16 protein-coding genes and 1 pseudogene are annotated in these 19,186 nt (G+C 46.0%); 4 read left to right on the top strand and 13 right to left on the bottom strand.

Features of this window, described 5'->3' with window-relative positions:
* Positions 1-117: 117 nt before the first annotated feature.
* Positions 118-339, bottom strand: a complete 222-nt coding sequence (locus BM082_RS25480; RefSeq protein WP_074925391.1) for a helix-turn-helix domain-containing protein — start codon at positions 337-339, stop codon at positions 118-120.
* A 276-nt stretch (positions 340-615) separates the two neighbouring features.
* Between BM082_RS25480 and ygiD the strand changes: the two genes are divergently transcribed.
* A complete protein-coding gene (ygiD, locus tag BM082_RS04055) occupies positions 616-1,416 on the top strand; it encodes a 4,5-DOPA-extradiol-dioxygenase (RefSeq protein ID WP_074925392.1) in 801 nt (266 codons plus the stop codon).
* Positions 1,417-1,534: 118 nt separating this feature from the next.
* Here the strand turns inward: ygiD and BM082_RS04060 are convergent, their stop codons facing one another.
* Entirely contained in the window at positions 1,535-3,352 is a 1,818-nt protein-coding gene (locus BM082_RS04060) for a PhoX family protein (RefSeq protein WP_208862514.1), read from the bottom strand.
* 456 nt (positions 3,353-3,808) lie between these two features.
* On the opposite strand from BM082_RS04060, the gene BM082_RS04065 reads away from it, so the two are divergent.
* Together BM082_RS04065 and BM082_RS04070 are read left to right on the top strand one after the other, a co-directional pair.
* Positions 3,809-4,150 carry a c-type cytochrome gene (locus BM082_RS04065; RefSeq protein ID WP_017015298.1) on the top strand — a complete coding sequence of 114 codons (342 nt, stop codon included), beginning with the start codon at positions 3,809-3,811 and terminating at the stop codon, positions 4,148-4,150.
* 66 nt (positions 4,151-4,216) lie between these two features.
* Positions 4,217-4,669, top strand: coding sequence for a YaiI/YqxD family protein (locus BM082_RS04070; RefSeq protein ID WP_017008967.1), 453 nt, complete (start codon positions 4,217-4,219; stop codon positions 4,667-4,669).
* Between the two features lie 61 nt (positions 4,670-4,730).
* Here the strand turns inward: BM082_RS04070 and BM082_RS04075 are convergent, their stop codons facing one another.
* The 3 genes from BM082_RS04075 to BM082_RS04085 form a co-directional block, all read right to left on the bottom strand.
* The gene (locus BM082_RS04075) at positions 4,731-6,389 is read right to left on the bottom strand and encodes a YncE family protein (protein ID WP_017015299.1); all 1,659 of its coding nucleotides are present in this window, start codon (positions 6,387-6,389) and stop codon (positions 4,731-4,733) included.
* 436 nt (positions 6,390-6,825) lie between these two features.
* On the bottom strand, positions 6,826-7,680 hold the full coding sequence (locus BM082_RS04080; protein WP_017015300.1) for a lipase family protein: 855 nt from the start codon (positions 7,678-7,680) through the stop codon (positions 6,826-6,828).
* Positions 7,681-7,847: 167 nt separating this feature from the next.
* Positions 7,848-8,351 (bottom strand): hypothetical protein, encoded by a 504-nt coding sequence (locus BM082_RS04085; protein ID WP_017007979.1) that lies wholly within the window; start codon positions 8,349-8,351, stop codon positions 7,848-7,850.
* A gap of 355 nt (positions 8,352-8,706) precedes the next feature.
* Here BM082_RS04085 and BM082_RS04095 point away from each other — a divergent pair, with 355 nt between their 5' ends.
* Positions 8,707-10,014, top strand: a complete 1,308-nt coding sequence (locus BM082_RS04095) for a glycoside hydrolase family 18 protein (RefSeq protein ID WP_017015301.1) — start codon at positions 8,707-8,709, stop codon at positions 10,012-10,014.
* Positions 10,015-10,177: 163 nt separating this feature from the next.
* Here the strand turns inward: BM082_RS04095 and BM082_RS04100 are convergent, their stop codons facing one another.
* The 8 genes and pseudogenes from BM082_RS04100 to BM082_RS04135 form a co-directional block, all read right to left on the bottom strand.
* A complete protein-coding gene (locus tag BM082_RS04100) occupies positions 10,178-11,053 on the bottom strand; it encodes a substrate-binding periplasmic protein (protein ID WP_241814566.1) in 876 nt (291 codons plus the stop codon).
* A gap of 281 nt (positions 11,054-11,334) precedes the next feature.
* Positions 11,335-12,489 (bottom strand): PQQ-dependent sugar dehydrogenase, encoded by a 1,155-nt coding sequence (locus BM082_RS04105; RefSeq protein WP_017017907.1) that lies wholly within the window; start codon positions 12,487-12,489, stop codon positions 11,335-11,337.
* A gap of 245 nt (positions 12,490-12,734) precedes the next feature.
* A complete protein-coding gene (locus tag BM082_RS04110) occupies positions 12,735-14,744 on the bottom strand; it encodes a tetratricopeptide repeat-containing diguanylate cyclase (RefSeq protein ID WP_017017906.1) in 2,010 nt (669 codons plus the stop codon).
* 262 nt (positions 14,745-15,006) lie between these two features.
* The gene (locus tag BM082_RS04115; RefSeq protein ID WP_017007985.1) at positions 15,007-15,243 is read right to left on the bottom strand and encodes an HP1242/YdcH family protein; all 237 of its coding nucleotides are present in this window, start codon (positions 15,241-15,243) and stop codon (positions 15,007-15,009) included.
* Between the two features lie 369 nt (positions 15,244-15,612).
* Positions 15,613-15,885 (bottom strand): DUF2960 family protein, encoded by a 273-nt coding sequence (locus BM082_RS04120; RefSeq protein WP_017007987.1) that lies wholly within the window; start codon positions 15,883-15,885, stop codon positions 15,613-15,615.
* A 131-nt stretch (positions 15,886-16,016) separates the two neighbouring features.
* Entirely contained in the window at positions 16,017-17,942 is a 1,926-nt protein-coding gene (locus BM082_RS04125) for a metallophosphoesterase family protein (protein WP_074925396.1), read from the bottom strand.
* A 125-nt stretch (positions 17,943-18,067) separates the two neighbouring features.
* The gene (locus BM082_RS04130; protein ID WP_017007989.1) at positions 18,068-18,691 is read right to left on the bottom strand and encodes an SEL1-like repeat protein; all 624 of its coding nucleotides are present in this window, start codon (positions 18,689-18,691) and stop codon (positions 18,068-18,070) included.
* A gap of 161 nt (positions 18,692-18,852) precedes the next feature.
* A pseudogene (locus BM082_RS04135) lies at positions 18,853-19,186 on the bottom strand (IS4 family transposase); the annotation flags it as partial.

Consider the following 19,186-nt stretch of genomic DNA (forward strand, 5'->3'; position numbering starts at 1 on the left):
AAAATTTACATTTAAAAGAATGAGTTTGTAACGAGAACAATAAAAATCCCTTGTCTAATACATTGAATATTTTAGATTCTATTCATTTAGACAAGGGTAAAGTGGTTTATTTTACCCTTATTTTAGTCTTAGTTTGTTGTTTGAAAGTGGGGTTTCAAATAGCTTTCTCCATGCCGACGGTGAGATACCAAATGATTTTTTAAAGTGATGTCGTAAGGTGACAGCATTATTGAACCCACAAGCGTCTGCAATTTGCTCGACGGACTGAGTGGTTGATTCGAGCAACTGCTGACAATGCGACAATCTTGCGTGCGATTTACACGCAATCTCTACACACATAGCACTGACACTCAGTGAATCATTGCTATCTTATCAAAATTTGAAATTCAACTAAGTTGCTGAATGTAATTAAATTAATGGAGATTGTTCAGTTTTGACGAAAGGTCAATTCTGTTTATGTCTGTTTTTTGTGTTGGAGGGCATCTGTATCTTATTGACTGGGATTTTATGTCCTAAATGTCTTATTCATAGTGCACCAAAAGGAGGCAATGAGTCGTGCTACGAAAAACAACAAAAATGTAGCCAATGGATATCTGACAAAAAGGGGAGAACTGAATGTCACTACCTACGCAGGCGAGTATGGGCCAAAGAATGCCTGCGCTGTTTATCGGGCACGGGACGCCGATTTATACGTTATCTGAAAACCGTTACACGAATGCTTGGAAACAAATCGCAAGAGGCATGGCAGTGCCTAAGGCAATCTTATGCATTTCCGCACATTGGATGACACGCGGCACGCGCATTACAACAGCCGACTATCCAAAAACGATCTACGATTTTGGGCCCATCGATACGAGGCTCAACGTCATTGAATACAAAGCTCCTGGTGCGCCGTCGTTAGCTAGAGACATTGCAGGACGTCTCCCGTTCGACATTGAGCTAGATGAAGGATGGGGAATCGATCATGGTGCATGGACGGTACTTCGGCACATGTATCCAGATGCAAATGTCCCTGTTGTACAAATGAGTTTGGACATGAATTTGTCGGCGCGAGAGCATTTTGAACGCGGCAAAGCACTCGACTTTTTGCGTTATGAAAATGTTCTCATTCTCGCGAGTGGCAACATTGTCCATAACCTCACAGTGATCGATCCTCGCGAAGATCACGCTTACCCGTGGGCGTTGCATGCGGACGCAAAAATGGCGCATCACATGGTGCAAAACGACATCGAGTCTCTGATCGATTACAGTTCATTGGGGGAAGACATCGAACTCGCGATTCCTACCCCCGAGCATTACTGGCCGTTGTTGTATGCGCTGGGCGCGAAGAATGATGACGATATATTGAGTTTTCCTGTGATGGGTATTTCTCATGGCAGCAACAGCATGCGCTCGGTGCTGATCAGCCCTCAATAGTGTCGCCTTCATCTTGATGAATACTTTCGCGTGAAAACGAAAAGCCCCATTATTGCTAATGGGGCTTTTTAGTAGGCTTGCGTTTATCTCGAGCTATCTTACGAAAAACATGGGCGGGTTATGCGCCAATCACGCCGCCGTCTTTGCGTGTAATTCGCATGACAGTCGAACGCGGGATTGCATTGCCACCTTCTGGGAAATGGGAAGGCGCGAGACCTTCACCTGGGTGTTGAATACCGACAAACATGGTTTTGTAATCGGGTGAGAATGTCAGCCCCGTGACTTCACATGCGATAGGGCCTGTTAAGAAACGGCGAATTTCCCCTGTTTTTGGATCCGCACACAGCATTTGATTGTTACCCATGCCTGCGAAGTTGTCTTTGTTCGAATATTTGCCGTCCGTCATGATCCACATGCGCCCAGCCGCATCAAACCCTAAGCCATCAGGGCTGTTGAACATGTTGTCCTTGTTAACGTTATCCGTTCCGGCCATCAAGCCTTTGTGTACTTCCGGGTTACCTGCCATCACGAACAGATCCCAATCGAAGTCTGTCGCCGTGTGGTCGCCACCTTTTGGTTCCCATCGAATGATGTGTCCATAAGGGTTTTCAACGCGTGGATTGGCAACATTAACCGGTTGTGTGTCTTTCACACCACGGTATTTGTTGTTGGTTAGCGTACAGAAAACGTGTTTGTTATCTGGGTGAACGGCAACCCATTCAGGGCGATCCATGGTGGTTGCGCCAACATGTGTTGCGGCTTTACGTGCAAAGATCATCACTTCGGCTTGGCTGTTGAAGCCGTTTTCAGGCGTGAGGCCATTTTTACCGAAGGTCAGCTCTAGCCATTGGCCGTTGCCTTTAAGCTCGCCTTCTTTTCCGTCCAGTTTTGCAACGTAAAGCGTGCCTTCTTCCAAAAGGTCTAGGTTGGAACTGTGGGTACCAGGCTTATATTTGTTTTTAGAAACAAATTTGTACAGATGCTCACCGCGTTCATCATCACCCAGATACACAACAACGTGGCCGTCATCGTTGATCGCCATCGCGGCGTTTTCATGCTTAAAACGGCCCAGTGTAGAGCGTTTCTTCGGTGTTGAATTTGGGTTCATTGGATCGATTTCGACAACCCAACCAAAACGGTTTGGCTCGTTGGGTGTTTTCGCGATATCGAAGCGATCATCGTGTTTCCACCAGTCATAGCCCCAGTCTTTCTCTTTTACACCGTAACGTTTGTATTCGTCTGTTAACTCAACCTCTTTAGACGCAGCAAAGTAACCATTGAAGTTTTCTTCACAGGCAAGATAGGTCCCCCATGGGGTTTGACCGTTTGCGCAGTTGTTGTATGTGCCCAGTATTTTCGTTCCTGTTGGGTCATCTTTGGTTTTCAATAAATCATGACCCGCCGCTGGACCTGTCATTTCCATGGGCGTATAGGCGGTGAGTTTGCGATTTAGCCGACCTTCAGTGTTCACTTGCCACTTGCCGTCTTTTTTGACCAATTCAACGATAGAGACGGCGTGAGCAGCCTGAGATTTGCGCACATCATCAGCAGAAATATTTTCGCCTTGGTGTGGATATAGGTACTCGTTATTGGTGTATTCGTTGTTTGCCACTAAAACTGCACGTGTGTCTGAGATAGGGAAAAAGGTCATGCCGTCGGTGTTATCGCCGTATTGCATTTCTTGTGCTTTTGAGTCGTTGCTTTGGCTGAACTTAGGCGAGTTAGCAAACAGTGCATCACCCCAAGAGATCAGCGGCTCTGCCACATAACCTTTAGGAACGATGACTGTATCTGCCGTTGAAATTGGGATGGCTTCAAAGCCCATAAGTTCGCTTTTTTTCATTGTACCGGCAACGGCTTGTGCTACCGGAGTCGCAGCAAAAAAAGCCACCGTGCCAGCTGCGCCAGTAGCACGCAGGAAGTTACGGCGATTCATCGCAGCATCAATGAAACGATTAAATGCAGGCTCGCTGTCTAGCGGGCGTTGGTCGTCATGTTGATTATATTCGCTCACGTTGTCTTCCTTTACTTTCTGTATTTAAGGGGGAATTTCTTATCGTTATGGCTGCGGATTTTGGTTCTACATTGTTAACTATTGGTGACAAGTCGATGAAGAAAACATGTCAACTATCGCCTTTGTCGCCTAGCCAGAAATAAACGGGCCATTTAAATATGCACCAAGATGCGCAAAGAGATAAATACTGTGATATTGGAGGGGTTAAGCGATATCTAATCCAATATCGAGCCGAGTATAGGATGTTGAGAACGGCGACAGTGTATCGAAAGTTGAAGAGCTGATGATGGATTTTTGAGCATCTGTTCGAATGCGTTCATTGATTTCGTGCATTTCTAACGCGTATCGCTATGATGCCGCTAGAAAAGGAGAAGTCGAATGTTACTACGCTATTTTATTGCTTTATCAGTATTTTTTACCTCGTTACCCCTATCGGCGGACATGCCTGTAGGAAACTCGGATTTGGGGCAAAACAAGGCTTACTCCTGTCAATTTTGTCATGGTGTAACGGGGTATAGTCAGCGCGATGATTATCCGCACCTGAACGGTCAAAATGCGCAATACTTGTTTAGCGCCATGCAAGGTTATCAGCAGAGCGAGCGTGGCGGTGTCATGGCGAAAATGATGCAGCAACAGCTTTCTGCTTTAAATGATCAAGATTTGGCGGATATCGCTACATTTTATGCCGTTCAGAAGGCCGGAAAACCTAGCGCGGAATGAGAGATATTGCTTAGCCAGAGTTTGGCTGATAATGTTCGCTGCAATTGATGTTTGAGGAAAATATACATGGCAACCATTTGGGTCGATGCTGATGCATGTCCGGCAGTGATTAAAGAAGTGCTTTTTAGAGCCGCAGACAGAACCCAAACGCCTGTGGTGCTTGTTGCAAACCAAGGGCTAAGAACGCCTCCTTCGCGTTATATATCTAGTCTCCAAGTTGAAAAAGGGTTTGATGTCGCGGATGACGAAATCGTCAAGCGTGTTGAAGTGGGGGATTTGGTGATCACCGCTGATATTCCTTTGGCTGCTGAAGTGATTGAGCAAAAAGCGTTAGCGTTAAACCCGCGCGGTGAGCTGTATACGCTAGAGAATATTCGACAACGTCTTAACATGCGTGACTTCATGGATACTATGCGTTCGAGTGGTGTGCAGATGGGGGGGCCTGCTGCACTGAGTCAGCAAGATCGCCAGAAATTTGCCAATGAATTGGATAAGTTTTTGCAGCGTAGCAAACGTTGAGACACAAAGAAAAAGTAAAAAGGGGAGCGACATGTCGCTCCCCTTTTTTGTTGTGTTTTAGTTAGCAACCATTGGTGCAGATTACACTAGGGTTGGAACCGTATTGAGCTTTTGTACCGCGTCGGATGTTATAAGTTCTGCCGCCGTAGTGAAGTTTGCCCCATGCGACCTGCCCATCATACATTCTTAATTCAGTGTTACTGTCGCCATAATAGAATCCTCCAGTAGATGTGATTGTATGCCAGCGTGATCCTGAACCATTCACAATAATTTCGAGTCTAATTCCGCCCGGAGGGAGGCTATAACCGCTATTGATGTAAGCATGTATACCTCGAATAAGGGCTGGGTTTCGACCTTGGCTGCCATGCCAAGCAACACCCGAACCCTCGGCAATAGACTGAACTACTTCATAGTAGTCAGGATCGTTATCAACGATGGTGACGTTAGCAGTGCCAAGATCACTCTTATCGTCATTGATCCACGCCTGCATCGTGAAGTATTCATTGTCCTCATGGGTTGAATCATTCACTGTTGGCACGCCAATGCGCACTGAAGTAACACCTTGTGGCATGGTGACCGCAGTGAGAGTTGAAGAAATCGTCGCCGATGCTGTAGTGCCATCTGAATAGAGTAACTCAACTGTATTGCGGTAGTCGCTGTTCAAAAGCGCGCTGCCATTTTTAAGCGCTAAACGAATCTGAGTCGTTGCGTTCGCTGTTTCCTTATCAAATGACGCAGTGAAGTAAGCTGTGGAGCCTTCACTCACTGAACCTGCATTAGCAGCAAAGCCAGACACTTCTGGTTTTGAATCGCTAGGGAATACAGTTTTCTCGTAACAGGTATGGTCTTCAGACGTCACGGTTGCCATGGCACTGATACGGCTCGGGAAGAGACCAACACGCTTTTTCTCACCTGTAGATGGTTTAATGCGGTAAAGAATGTTGCTGTTTACGTTGCCGGAAACATTTTGATTTTTTGCCGCAATAAGCATTTGTCCATTTTGGTCCAACGTTGCTGCTGCAATGAAATCGACGAAATGGAAGGCTTTAAATGTTTGTGCGCCCGTGGTCGTATTGATAGAGAATGTACGGCCATTTGTGACAAACAAGAGTTCACCATCTTGGAAGACGAAATCCCCCCAGTTTGAAAATCCGCCATTCTTTAAGCCAGAGTCAAAATTACCCAGATGAGTGATTGCCCCTGTCACCGGGTCAACGCTGAAAATGGTTTGAGAATCTGATGCGAAAAGCTCCCCTGAGTCAGGATCAAAGGCCATGCGCAAAATCTGCTTCTTCACCGTTGGGCCGTTCACATGATTGCCTGTCGCTGGATCGAAATAGGCCAGTTGAAATGCTTCTATGGTTTTAGCGTGGAGATCTAAGCTCTTCAACTCTTCAGCAGTTACGTCATTTTGAGCACCAGTCACATGATATGACGTCGGCTGAGGCGCATTGGTGTAATAGAGACGGTCAGTGATTCGATCGTACGACATGCTTGAAGCACTAAACAGTGCACGCGAATTATATGCGCTGCGGTCAGACGCATCAGCACTGTACAAGCTGCCCATTACTTCGGCCTCTTGTACATCTAACAGCAGTCCAACATGGCCGCGACCAGCGTTCATTGAATAAACATTACCTGCACAATTTGCGGCTGCTTGAGCAGAAACGAAGGTGCTCGCGATTATTGCTGTTGAGATCAACGTTTTCTTCATGTTCATATAAAATCCCTTTACCCAAAAAGTTAACCTTTCATCATGTGGTGCGTCGCTACTCAGCTTCATGGCTTTGATGAGGACCGACGTTAGATACACTTGAAAGGTTTTCGGTGCTAGGGCAATGCATTGCCCAGCAGATGACGAGAGAATATGTAACTCACTAAACAATTACTGTCTCATTAATGAGGCGTTTTGATTTTTGATATTATTTAACGAGAACTTCATAGGAGTGTTGTGGTTTTAGGATGAGTAAAGTTTGTGTTTTCATTACCAGATGGCTGTTTGCATATATTGATTTACGATGAGTAAAGTATGAGTTGTGAGATTTTTATCTCACTTTGCCTTTCTCTGAATATCACTAATTAATCATTTAGGTTTTACTAATGTATTCATAGATGTGGGGAATAGCGCTTGTTTTAAACGGTGGGGTGATAATGCGCTAATGTTTGTCAAAATAGTTTTTTCTTCTGATATATTTGTCCATAAAGTGATACGAAATCGGGCGCAGTAGCCAACTTATTAGTACTCGAAAAATACGAATTAAAGACGGCATATTGCGATAGATTTTATCGTTGTGTAGCCAAAGTAACTCGCCAACATGCCAAAAAAGCAGGGGAATACCTGGCAGAAACGTCACCATGTCAACATCGCAACAAATACGATAGGTTTTTGCATTTAAACGGTATCGTTTTTTGAAATTCCAATACCCTGTTGCTGGCTGTCCAAACGTGACGATACGTTTAATGCAATTGGGATAGGTTTGCTCCAAGATTTCGCCCGCGATGATTGCCATGCTTCCACCTGATGAATGCCCCGTGAAAGACAATCGCTTGCCTTGCTCGATCAGAGGAAGCAGACAGTGCTCTAACTTTTCCATTACAGAATGTCCATTTAACGCTGAGCGTTCTCTTGAGTGAACAAGGTCGGCTTGCAACCCTGCAGGCAGGTTCGCGATATCACGATGGCGATTGATCCTTCTCGGTATACTGGGTTGTCGAAGCAAAAAGTGGAATCCCCAATGCACATATCCCGCATGTTTAGGTGCATCAACGCGGGTGGGGATGAAGACCAAATTTAACAGCCAATCCCACACACTTTGCGATCCTTTAAATACCACCACCGCATCTCCTTCGTCTCGCCACAATACGCGAATGATGGTTTTTCCCCATCGATTGTGGATATCAATGCGGCCATCTGGTGAAAATCCATAGCGTTCATGATCGAAGACTTTTGGGTAAGCATCTCGACACAGTATGGCGTAGCGTTCGTATTGGTAGCGTTTGAGTCTTTTCACCAGAACCTAAATGAGTGAGAGCATAGTGTTTAGTGTAATAGAGAAAAATGACGAAACTGCGACAGAGAAAAGTGTGAAGGTCGAAATAGGGGGAGTCTACACGAAACGAAAAGACTGCAAGATTAGCAGTCTTTTTTGTGTTTTACGGAGATAAGTCGCTGGTGGGCTTAGTCGTAGTGCTGCAAAAATGGTGCGCTATGGCTACTGTAAGTCAGTGCCTTGATCGCGCCGTGGTTTCGGATTAACCATTCTGCTTTTGTACAGTTACCAATGCCTATGATGGCTTGCACGAGGAGCTTAAAATCTCTTAACCAGCGGTCTTTCTGATCTTCACTCCAATCATCTCGATACACTTCTAAATAGTGCTCAACCCACCAATACGAACCACGAATGAAACCCGCAACGATTTGGGTCGCAGGTTGAATTTGATCATCATTGCCATCAATGGCGTAGTCATCCGCCAGTGGTTTGCCTTGTGAAAACGCGGCGTAGTTAATGCAGTACTTGAATAACGCCAACTGAAGAGAAGACGCGGAATCGTAGTGGGTTAATGGCAAGGTCGTCACTGGTAGGTGTTTATTGTTGCTGCGGAAAAGCTCTACCGTGCGTTTACCGGGTAGCAGCCTTTCAATGACGAAAAACAAATCGATACTGATCAGTTTGTTGCTCAACGTAAAATCCTTGATTGATGCTTTGCAATGGCGAATCTAAAGGCAGGCCGAAAAAAATTGAGCAAAGACATGATTTTTAACACGATAAGTGAAGCATACTCTCTCGCTTCAAAAAACGGAATGTCTTTGCTGTGCCACAGCGTTAGCCCGTGACCCAAGCATAAAGATAACTGTGCGTTGCTAAACAAATAAATGCACATTCACTCGCCTTTCCTGCAGTAAAAGAACGTCACACTCGCAAACTTTGTAATGGCGCTGTTAAGAACGTTTCCTTCGGAACATGAGCGACATTAATAAGCGCGCATATTGTTTAATAATTAGTCGCTTAGCAATGAACCTCATGGAAGGAGATGACATGAAAACTATCCTCGCAGGCGCGGTATTGAGCGCGTGTATAGCGACGCCAATTTTCGCCGAAAACAACATAGTGGGTGGGTATTTCGCAGATTGGCAATATGCCAACCTTGACAATCCGTATACCGTTGCGGATATTCCCGCGGATAAGATGACGCATGTTATATACGCATTTTTAAGTATGTGTGGGCCTCACAATAGTGCGTCAGAGTTGGTTCAAAAGCAGGTAGAAACTGCGTGCAAGGGGAAAGCACCATTCTCTGCTGTGGTTGTCGATCAAGAAGCCGCGTTGGAAATCGATTTTGGTTCGGTGTCGGTGGACGTTCCGTTTAAAGGCCACTTTGCGCAGTTAGCGCAGCTTAAAAAAGACAACCCAGATATCACCATTTTACCGTCCTTCGGCGGGTGGACCATGTCTGAACCTTTCCATGCAATGGCCAAAGATGATGATGCTATTAAGCACTTCGCTAAATCTGCGGTGGCACTCATTGCCGAGTATGATTTCTTCGGCGGTATTGATCTTGACTGGGAGTACCCGGGTGGTGGTGGCTTAACAACGTCTCCTTGGAACCCTGAAACTAAGCTAACAGATGAACAAAAAGCCTCTGAGCGTGAAGCATTCACCACGTTAATCACAGCATTGCGCTCGGAGTTAGATGCATTGAAAGCAGAAACCGGCCAAGACTATGAATTGTCTTCTGCTGTTGGCGTTGGGCCAAAAGCGGCACAAATCGATTGGCCGTCTGTTGCCCCTATGATGGATAACATGTTTGCCATGACCTATGACTTCTTGGGAGGGTGGGGAACCCAAACTGGCCATTTGACGAACCTCCACGCAACCGAGCGAAGCTGGTGGGGAATGGGGGCGGATGTGTTTGTTAATCAGATGATTGAAAACGGCATTCCAAAAGAGAAATTGGTATTGGGTGCGGCGTTTTACGGCCGTGGTTGGGAAGGCTCTCAATTTGATGGCAGCTTGCCTACGAGCGACTTAGCGTCGGAAAAGGGGGCGAGCTTTGGAACGGGTGAGCCGGGTTACTTCATGTATTGGGATTTGAAAACCAATTATACCGCTGAACAAGGTTATCAGTATGGCTACGATGAAGAATCGCAAGCCCCTTATTTGTGGAACTCTGAGAAGAAAGTGTTTATCTCATTTGAAGATGTGCGTTCTGTGAAAGCCAAAGCTGAATGGGCGAAGCAGCAGGGGTTAGCGGGTGTCTTTACGTGGGAGTTGTCAGGCGACCCGACTGACGAACTCACAGACGCTATGTATCAAGTGTTGCACAGTAAAACCGCCAAGAAATAAACCCAACCTACCGGGGTGCATTCACCCAAGTATGTTGAGATTACCAAGTATGTTGATATTACTTAGTAATAATAAAGCCGACGAATACGTCGGCTTTATTTTGCCTCTCTGAAATAGGGGTAAATATTTTCCCACTTCCCACCTCCCACTTCCCACTTCCCACTTAAAGCAATCCGTGTTTTTGCTTTATCTCGTTTACCCGTTTCCTATTTTGTTTAAGAAATTGATTAAACTCCACAATCATACCGGGGTATAGCTTGGTGGATAGGTGACGTGTGCCAGTAACGTGAGGCAATGTTTGACTCATCGACATGGGCGTTTGGTTGTCTTGATGGCTCACTTGATTTCTCATCACCGCCAGGTTGGTGTAGATGCCATCAATACGGCCTGTTGCAAGCATCTTTAAGAGTGGCTCTAAGCTTCGTGTTTCGAATACTTCAATGTGTTTCTCTTTTATGTCTTTGAGGTAGGGCAACGGCGTAAAGCCTGCGATCATCCCGAGTTTGCTTAACGCGTTGCGCTGAATTGGCTTGTTCTTGTTTAACACGATGACGCCATCAACAAAGGAGACGATCGGGTCGCTGTACAGAATATTGTGACCTTCTTTTTGCGTCGCACTCCATTTGGCATTGTCGGGGTATTTAAAATCTACCGCCCCATCGAGAAAGTGACGGTATAGGCGCTTAATTGGAAGCGCCATGTATACAAATTCATAGCCATAATCTTGTGCGAAAGCATCCAATAACTCTCTATTAAAACCAGAATAGGTGTTGTCGACGAAGGAAGAGTAGGGGGAGTAATCATGAAAATTCTGGACACCGACGACAAACCGTTTGGCATCTTGATCTTTAGCGTTGGCTAATGAGCTTACAAAAATAAGTGAATAGCATACCAATGCATATGGAAAAGTCTTTAGTTTCATGCGCTTTAAGAAAAGTAAGGCCATAAACTGAGTATAGACAACATCAAAGATTCGTTTGATGAAATGCGTATTTTCATTGGAGAGGTAGGAAGAAAAGCGTGGAGCCCATAAAAACAAAACCCCCGCGACTGTGGGGGGTTGTCTATTTTAGCAAGCAAAGGTGACTTCGTTTTTTCTTTTATGGACTGACTATAATGCTGAGTTCTAAGGCTGTCCAATACTCTTGGCAGTGAGTTTTAATCATGGGCAGGTAGTCACTTTTTTTATGTAATGCGTTTTGTTGCATAATTAATTTGTCGCTGTGAATCGAAAATGTTCACGTTTTCTGGGCAAAATTAGTATTTTATGCTTGTTAGGATAACTTTACACTTTGTCTCTATGGCAGCGAAATCGAAACATTATTGTGTAGGATGCAATCGCAATATTTGGCCGTTGGATGCGTCTGTTAGCAGGTAGATTTTCCCTCCTGGCCCTTCAACCACATCACGAATTCGACCGTATTTGCCATCCAACATGCGTTCTTCATTCACAATGATGCCATTTTCGATATCAAGTCTGACTAAGAGGCCAAACTTCAACGAACCCAGCAGTAAATCTCCTTGCCATTCTGGGAAAGTGTCGCCTTGCACGATTGTTAAGCCGGATGGCGCAATGGAAGGCACCCAGAAATGAAGAGGTTGTTCCATGCCTTCAGCGTGCGTACCCTTACCGATCTTTGAGCCCGTGCCGTAATTCACGCCATACGTGATGGTCGGCCAGCCGTAATTTGCACCCGCTTCAATGGTATTTACTTCATCGCCACCTTGGGGACCATGCTCGTGTGTCCAAAGCGTGTTTGTTTTTGGATCTAACGTCATACCTTGAATGTTTCGGTGCCCGTAACTGAATATCTCTGGCTTTGTGCCATCGCTGGTGGCGGTGCTTTGAGCGTAAAACGGGTTATCAATCGGTGTGCTGCCATCTAAATTTAAACGAATGACGCTGCCGATATGAGAATCAAGGTGCTGGGCTTTATCTCGATTTCCACGATCACCGAGCGCGATATAAAGATGCTTATCGGTGGTCAGCAGGCGGCCACCGAAATGACGCCCTCCGGCAAAGCGAGGGGCAGTTTGGAAGATCGTAGTGATATCGGAGAGAGCGTTTCCTTGGAGCTTGGCGCGGATCACGCTCGTGCCTGCTTTGCTGAATTGTCCTTCCTCGGAAAAGGCGAGATAAACAATCTTGTTTGTGCTGAAATCAGGCGAGAGGGCGAGTCCCAGTAAGCCGCCTTGCCCTTTATATACCAAGCCTTCTGGTAATCCCGACACATGTGAAACATCGCCTTTATCAGATACGCGCTTTAACACGCCGTTTCGCTCGGAAACCAAGATATCGCCTTCTGGCAGAAACACCATCGACCACGGGTGGTTAAGCCCTGTAGCCAAGACATCAATGTTCAACGTATGTTTTTGCGTGTTTACCGTATCGGCGTTTGTCGGTGCTGCGAGAAGCCATAGGGATAACAAAGAAAAGTAATGCGCGTGTGAGAGAAGGCGGGATAGGCAAGCCATGTGTTTTCACCTCTTAACGTAGACAATGGCTGATTGTCTGCAACCCTTAACGCACTGCGAATATGGCAGTGCTGTGGATTTCTCAGCATTGGAGAATCTACATATTGGGCATGCCATCAACGCATTCGTTCAATGTGCATGCCCTTATTGATGACTGGCTCAATGATAGATTTATTGAGCCTATTTATTTTAATTCGAACCGATTTGTTTTTTCGAACCAATATATTGTGGCGCTAACGTCAGCGTTAGCTGAAATGTTGCGCGAATCGGAACTTCAAGCGACGAAGCTGGCGAGCGAAGCGTTCGGAGCGCTGCATCATCGATAATGCCTCTTCTGGTGCCTCTGTCGTTGTGTCGCCATCAATTTGACCTTCTGGCAATTCAACACGGTTTCGTCCGTGCTGTTTTGCACGGTAAAGCAGTTTGTCGACGTCACTGTAGAGTTCAGACAGAGACTGCTTTGCGCTGACCGGATGCACGCCGAAACTCGCTGTCACGCCAAATTGGTCCCCTTGCTCGCTGTGGAAAGAAAGCTCACTTATACGTAGCCTTAAATCTTCCGCAATGACAGCCGCTTGTTCGAGTTGGCTGTTTGGCAACAGCAACATAAACTCTTCACCGCCGACTCTGGCGCAAATATCGTCGCGCCGTAAATTATTGCGGAACATCTCAGCTACTCCGATCAGGACTTTGTCCCCAACAGGGTGGCCATATGTGTCGTTGACGCGCTTAAAGAAATCCACGTCAAGCAGCAAGCAACTGACATCGGCGTTGCTGGACACCATGTCTTTTTGCATGGTCTCTAGCTGAGAATTGAAATACCGACGATTGAACAGCCCTGTGAGGCTATCAGTGTTGGCAATCTCACCCCAGCGAATGCGGCGGCGGTTAATACCAAAGGCAACCAAACTCGCCAATATGGTGGCGCTGATACCTGCAATCACAAGAACGTTTAAGTACTCAACTTGTTGTTCATTGGTCTTGATTTCAAGGGTGTGAAGCACGTTGTTCCAACTTAAATTTTGGTTCTCTGCTTTCAACTTTTCTAAGTTAAACAGCATTTGTTGGCGTTCAAGGTTATCTACCTGCTCATCTGAGCTGAACGTGGAGAATCGGTCTTGGTAGCCGAGTAAGGTCTGGTATGCGTTTTTGTAGTCCTCTAGTCCAAAATAGGCTTTGGATGCAACGAGGTATAACGCAAGTTCTGTGCGATAGAGGCGGCTGAGTGTCTCTTGATCTTTAATCAAAGGCGTGACTTGATCGATGGCCGCTTGGAAGTTGTTATTGAGTAATTGCTCGTTCGCTTTGAGGTGATTGTATTTGCTGATGTAGTAGCGAATGGTTTCACGGTCTCGTAGGTTATCTGTCGCACGCAGATAGCGAATCATGTTCTTGGTGTCACCCGCTTGTAGCAAGAGATCGGCAATTTGGAGGTTAATGCGAAAGCGGTGAGAACCGTCTCCCAATACTTGGGCGATTTGCAGCGCCTGTTTGTACTCGATCAGTGCTTTTTTATTGTCGCCTTGTTTTCTGGCAAGTTCTGCCATGTCGAGTTTGACCAAGAGTTGGTTAAACGACATCTTTCTTGAGCGGAAGAATTGATACGACTGGTCGAGTAACACAGAGGCTTTATCAAACCCATTGAGTTGCACGAGAACGCTGCCTAAGTTTGACGCAATGCGTTCTATCAACATGTCATTGTCTGTTTCTTTGGCGGCATCTAATGAGCTCATTAGCGCGGCCATCGAAATGTCGTACTCGTTTTGTGCTTTGTATGCCTGACCTTTTACCAAGAGTATTTCTGCTGTTACCGCTGGATCGCTCAAGGTTTCAGATTCAGCGAGCAGGGCATCTAATTGTTGCAAAGCGGAGGTTTCGTCTCCTTGCATGATAAAGGCTTGGCTTAATCGCAATTCAAGGCGATAAAGCTCTGCTTTAAGTAATGGGTCAGTTTTCGCTAGCTCAATCCCCCTATTGGCAGCAATGACAGCTTGTTCTGGTGAATTGAGAAGAATATCAACCGTGGCTTTTTGCAGATAATAACGAACGAGCAAAGGGAGTGGCTGGTTCTCATTCAGCTCCACTTTTTCTAGGTCGGACAACAGAGCGCGTGCCTTTATTGGCACCGAGTAAAGAATCGATTGAACGCCATTCAGCGTTTTTTCAAATGAACGTGTTTTTTCAACGGCAGTACTAGAAAAACTGATAAAAATCAGTACGGCAAGAATAACCGGACGGAAAAAAAATGTAGGCATTGGTAGAACTTCCTTGCGCATAAACGGTGGAATTAACTTGTTTTTTTTATGGTTATCTAGCGTACCCAACTCATTGCACAAACTTTGTATCATTTTTGAGTCGAATGTGTATAAAATCGAAATGGCGCTCGTTAAGCGTAGATAGAGATACTGTCTTTTTCATGGGGCTATGTGCAGAAATCGCGAGGAGCAGAGATTGAACAAAACAATTGGAGGAATGACTTGCACCATTTATCGGGAAATGGTGCAAGGAAAACACCAATTATTGAGTAAGTTGCGAGTAAATCTCGTCTTTCAGTTGAGCACGGCGCATTTTTAAACTGCGAAACGTGGCGTCGTCAGTTGGTACGTTGCCAGATTCAAGGCCTCGGATTTTGTGGTCAAGATCGTGGTATTCATCGACTTTTGCACCGAAGACTTCATCTGCCATTTTCAGTTCGTGGATTTTGTCTTTGTATTCAGGGAACTCAAACATCAATGCGTGGTTTTCGCCTAACATAACATCTCCTTTAACCGATCCAGCCAATGCCCGTTGGGCTAGGCGATATTTCTTTGGTGTGTTCTTCCCAGTTTCGATCAACATCGAGTTTGGTGAACAGCCTCTCTTCTTAAGCTTCAGCGCGTAAACGCCACAAGCAAAAAATCGGGTTACAGAAATCACTTCACTGATTTGAGAATAGGGACAAAATGAGAAGGATTCTAGTATTCGGCAAAAGGGATGAAGCGGTTTTCTTGAAAGTGAAACGCGATAAGCGCAAACAACCTCAAGATGCGAGATTCAACGAGATATCAGTAGGTTCGATTCTTGTTGAGGCAGCACCTTGAGGTTGCGAAGGAATCGCGTTATTTCAGTAAGGAATGTCGATATTTATTCAGGTTGGCGTTTGTCTTTGATGGACTCAGCTTCTTTTTTCAGAAGAAGGATACGTCCAAAACCTAGCTTGTTGAAATAGCTATCACGGTGGTTTCGAACTGCTTTTGTATCCGCCACCATCTCAAGCTGAAGCTCCATTTTCAGGAAATTAGTCAAATCAATGCCTTCAGCTTCAGCCGCGGCTTCGTGCGCAGAGCGGTGCTGTTGATAAGAAAACGTAATGACTTTGGTTTCGCCTTTATAAGTGTATTGCAGTTGGCGTGACATATCGGCACCTGTAGCGTGTAGCAAAAATTAAGGTTGCGGAGTATTTCGCAGCCTTGTCATCAAGTCAATCCTGCCTCGCCGATTCGCGGCGAATTTATACCTTCCCGACTGGGCTGAGCGTACGAATCAGACTAGGGGTATTGACGATCCGATTCTACGGATAAGGCTTCTTGTTCGTCTTCTGTGGGTAGAAAGGCGATTTCTTCCCCTCTGCCAGTGAGCAACCCAATGCGTGATGGAGAACCATCAGCATGCAGGTGAACTTCGCCGATGGCACTTCGGTTTAGCAAAAACTGATTGCTGCCATTGTCTGGGCATCGGCGTTCTATACGCATGCGCTTGCGGCGTGTAAACACATTTAGCGGCGACTCAGGCCAGAACAATTTGCGATCAAACCATTCGAAAAGTGACAAGTAAGGCTCTGGGAATTGGTTTCTAAACCCGCTGCAGGTAATTTGCCAAATTCTCGGGCTGCCTTTACGAAAACGCAGGCGAATGTCATACGCGAATGAGTAATGCACATCCCCTGACAGAATAACGAAGTTTTTCGGTGTTTTAGGGTGTTTGAAGATGTTCAAAAGGGCATTGGCTGAACCTGGGTGGGCCATCCAGTTCTCGGAATCTGTCGCAAGCGGTTGCCCGCAAAATGTCACGATACGTTGCATGGTTTCAATGAACTTCACACCAAACATCGGCGCGGGAGAAACAACGACAACGGCGTCATTGTTAAAGACGTCTTGTTGGAAATCCATCAAAGATTCCCAATCCATCAAGCCTGACGGTTTGTTATTACTGGATTCTGAGCGCCAGCGCCTCGTACGTGTGTCAATCACCACCACTTTGGGTGATGTTGGAATGGTGTATTGCCATTGCTCAAAATGTTGAAACAAGGCAATGACCTCGTTCAAGTGCGCGCTGTTTGGCGTTGCAGTAAACCTTGTGACGGTTTGCCAGAAAGACGATGAAAATGCGGCGGGGTTGTTCCCCCAACCCTGACAGAAGAAATATCCCAGCATGCCATTGTTGATGATGGCATGCGCAAAGGGAGATTCGTAAATTGCGCGTTCCCAACCCACCGTAAGGTTGAAGTCGTCCGTGATGTCATGATCGTCAAAAATCATGTAAGTCGGAATATGTGCCATCAGGCGCCGAACCTGTGTCAGTCCGGCGCAGAAGGCCTTGAGTTCGGATTTTTGATCGTCCCAGCGTTTGCGTTCCTCGGTCGTCAACGACGGAAATTCATCATTTTCTGCCAAGGTAATGAATGCCCACAGAGAAGGCGACCATACCAGCATGTACATCGCGATGAATTCGTTGAAGCTGATGAGATGATTTTCTGTGGTCCCTGAACTGAAAACAGGCTCAGGTTCCGCCTTGAATAGCCGTTTGAACAACCCATGATTGATGGTTGAGCGAGGCAGCAACGCATCGCGTTGATAAAGCATCGTGGTTTCGGCCAAATCACTGCACGCCGATATTGGCGCGTCTTCAAATGTTTGGTCTCGCATTCCGAGTAAGGTGATGGTCTGTCGAATAGCGGACATTAAGGGTCCGCACACATCATCGGCGTAGATTTGATCCCCCCCCATGATGAGTAGGTCGGCGCGCGCATTCGCATCAAGCCCATTGTTTTTCTTGTCCAATGCAACGAGGGCATCTTCACAGGAGTGGTGAGGGTGACGGCAAGAGCCATGCGCGATGTAATTCGCTTGGGTTGAAATCACAAAGGTAGGACGATCTTCGTTGTCGTAAAGCAACCCTTTGATGTCACGAAGCAAAGAGGTCGCGTTTTCGATGATGTCGTATTCGAGAGGAACGTTAGTCGGAAAGGTGTGCGTATCTGTGAAGGCCGCCATGACGACATGACAATGATCCCCAAGCTCGACCCTCGGTTGTTCAGCGAATGGCGAGACATAAAGGGGGGCATTATCTGAAGGTGCGTAAAGCTGAAAGGTGGCGTCTAAAGGACGTGATGTGATCGCCCACAGGCAAATTTCATTGGCAGTGGTTCTTCTAAGAATGGGGCCTGCTAAAAATAGGGGAAGATCGTTTTGCATCAATCACTCTGTTTCATTCCATCAATAAAGTAACTTTACGTGTGATGAATACAAATGAGTAGCACACAAAGTGTAAATTCTTGCAAATTCCCATCTCAGAACGCTTATAGATGTGAGATGGCCTCTTACTTCGCTGCGAAGACATGCGCCCCGTTTTCTTTGGCTTTCTCCAGCCAAAGAGCAGCGACATCCGTTTCTCCTTCAACCACCAATGCCTGTGCCAATGACACTTGCGCGTGAACATACTCTTGGTGTGCAGAGAGGCTAAGGAAATAGATGCCTTTTTGTATGTCCTTGTCGGTGATGAACCCTTTGACCAGCATGTTTCCCAATGCATATTGTTCTATTGGACTGTCACAAAGCGCGAGATCAAGTACCCATTTGAATTCATCGTAATCAATGCCGTTTTCTTGTTTTTCACCGGTGTAAATACTGCTATTAGCGAGCGGTAAAATGTGGCTGCCATCATCGCAATAGTCGAGATAAAGTGCCGAGAGTTCAAACACCGACCCTTGGCTTACGCCACGGGAAAAATAGCGCATTGCAGCTTTACAGTTAGCTCGCCGAGTGCCATTCCCGTGTAACTGTTTCCAGCCAGAATAGAAATCGCTTTTCAGAAAAGCTGGAGAATAGTTGGTTTCAGATGGGCAAGCACCAGATGAAAAAGCGCCAGATGAAAAAGCGGTAGGTTCATCTGAGCAGGCAGTTAGGCTGATGAACATGAAAGGAAGTATCGACATTTTATTCATACTTCACTCCCTGAATTCAATGTGCGGTAATCGAGTATAAAAATCAGACTCAGACGCTGAGCGTTCTATAAATGGGATTTAGACGTATTTGATTCGCGCTGAATGCTTGGAAAGCTTCTGCCAAATGCAAAAAAGCCACCCGATAGGATAAGGCCGCTCGCTTAAGAGCGAGTGGCTTTTTTCTCTCTGGTTCTGGTTGGATATTTTGCGGGTCTTTTCAACACTGCCCGAGGGTACGCTTTCCTCTTTCTCTTGTTAGGTAATATCAGCCGTTTGCCATTTTCTCTAAGCATTTTTAGTGCATTTGGGACTGCACCAGGACTTCTGCCACTCGCCCAGATAAACTCATCTTGGATGAGATATAGCGCATTGAGGAAGCTTATCCTAAGCGGCTCAACTTTGTGCTCTTTCGCCATCGCTGCCATTTCTAAACGGACGATATTGTAAGACGTCAGGATCCCCCACAACTCCTGATAGATGCCCTCGCTTTTCAAG

Origin of the sequence: Enterovibrio norvegicus DSM 15893, assembly GCF_900115495.1 — a bacterium.
GTDB lineage: Bacteria > Pseudomonadota > Gammaproteobacteria > Enterobacterales > Vibrionaceae > Enterovibrio > Enterovibrio norvegicus.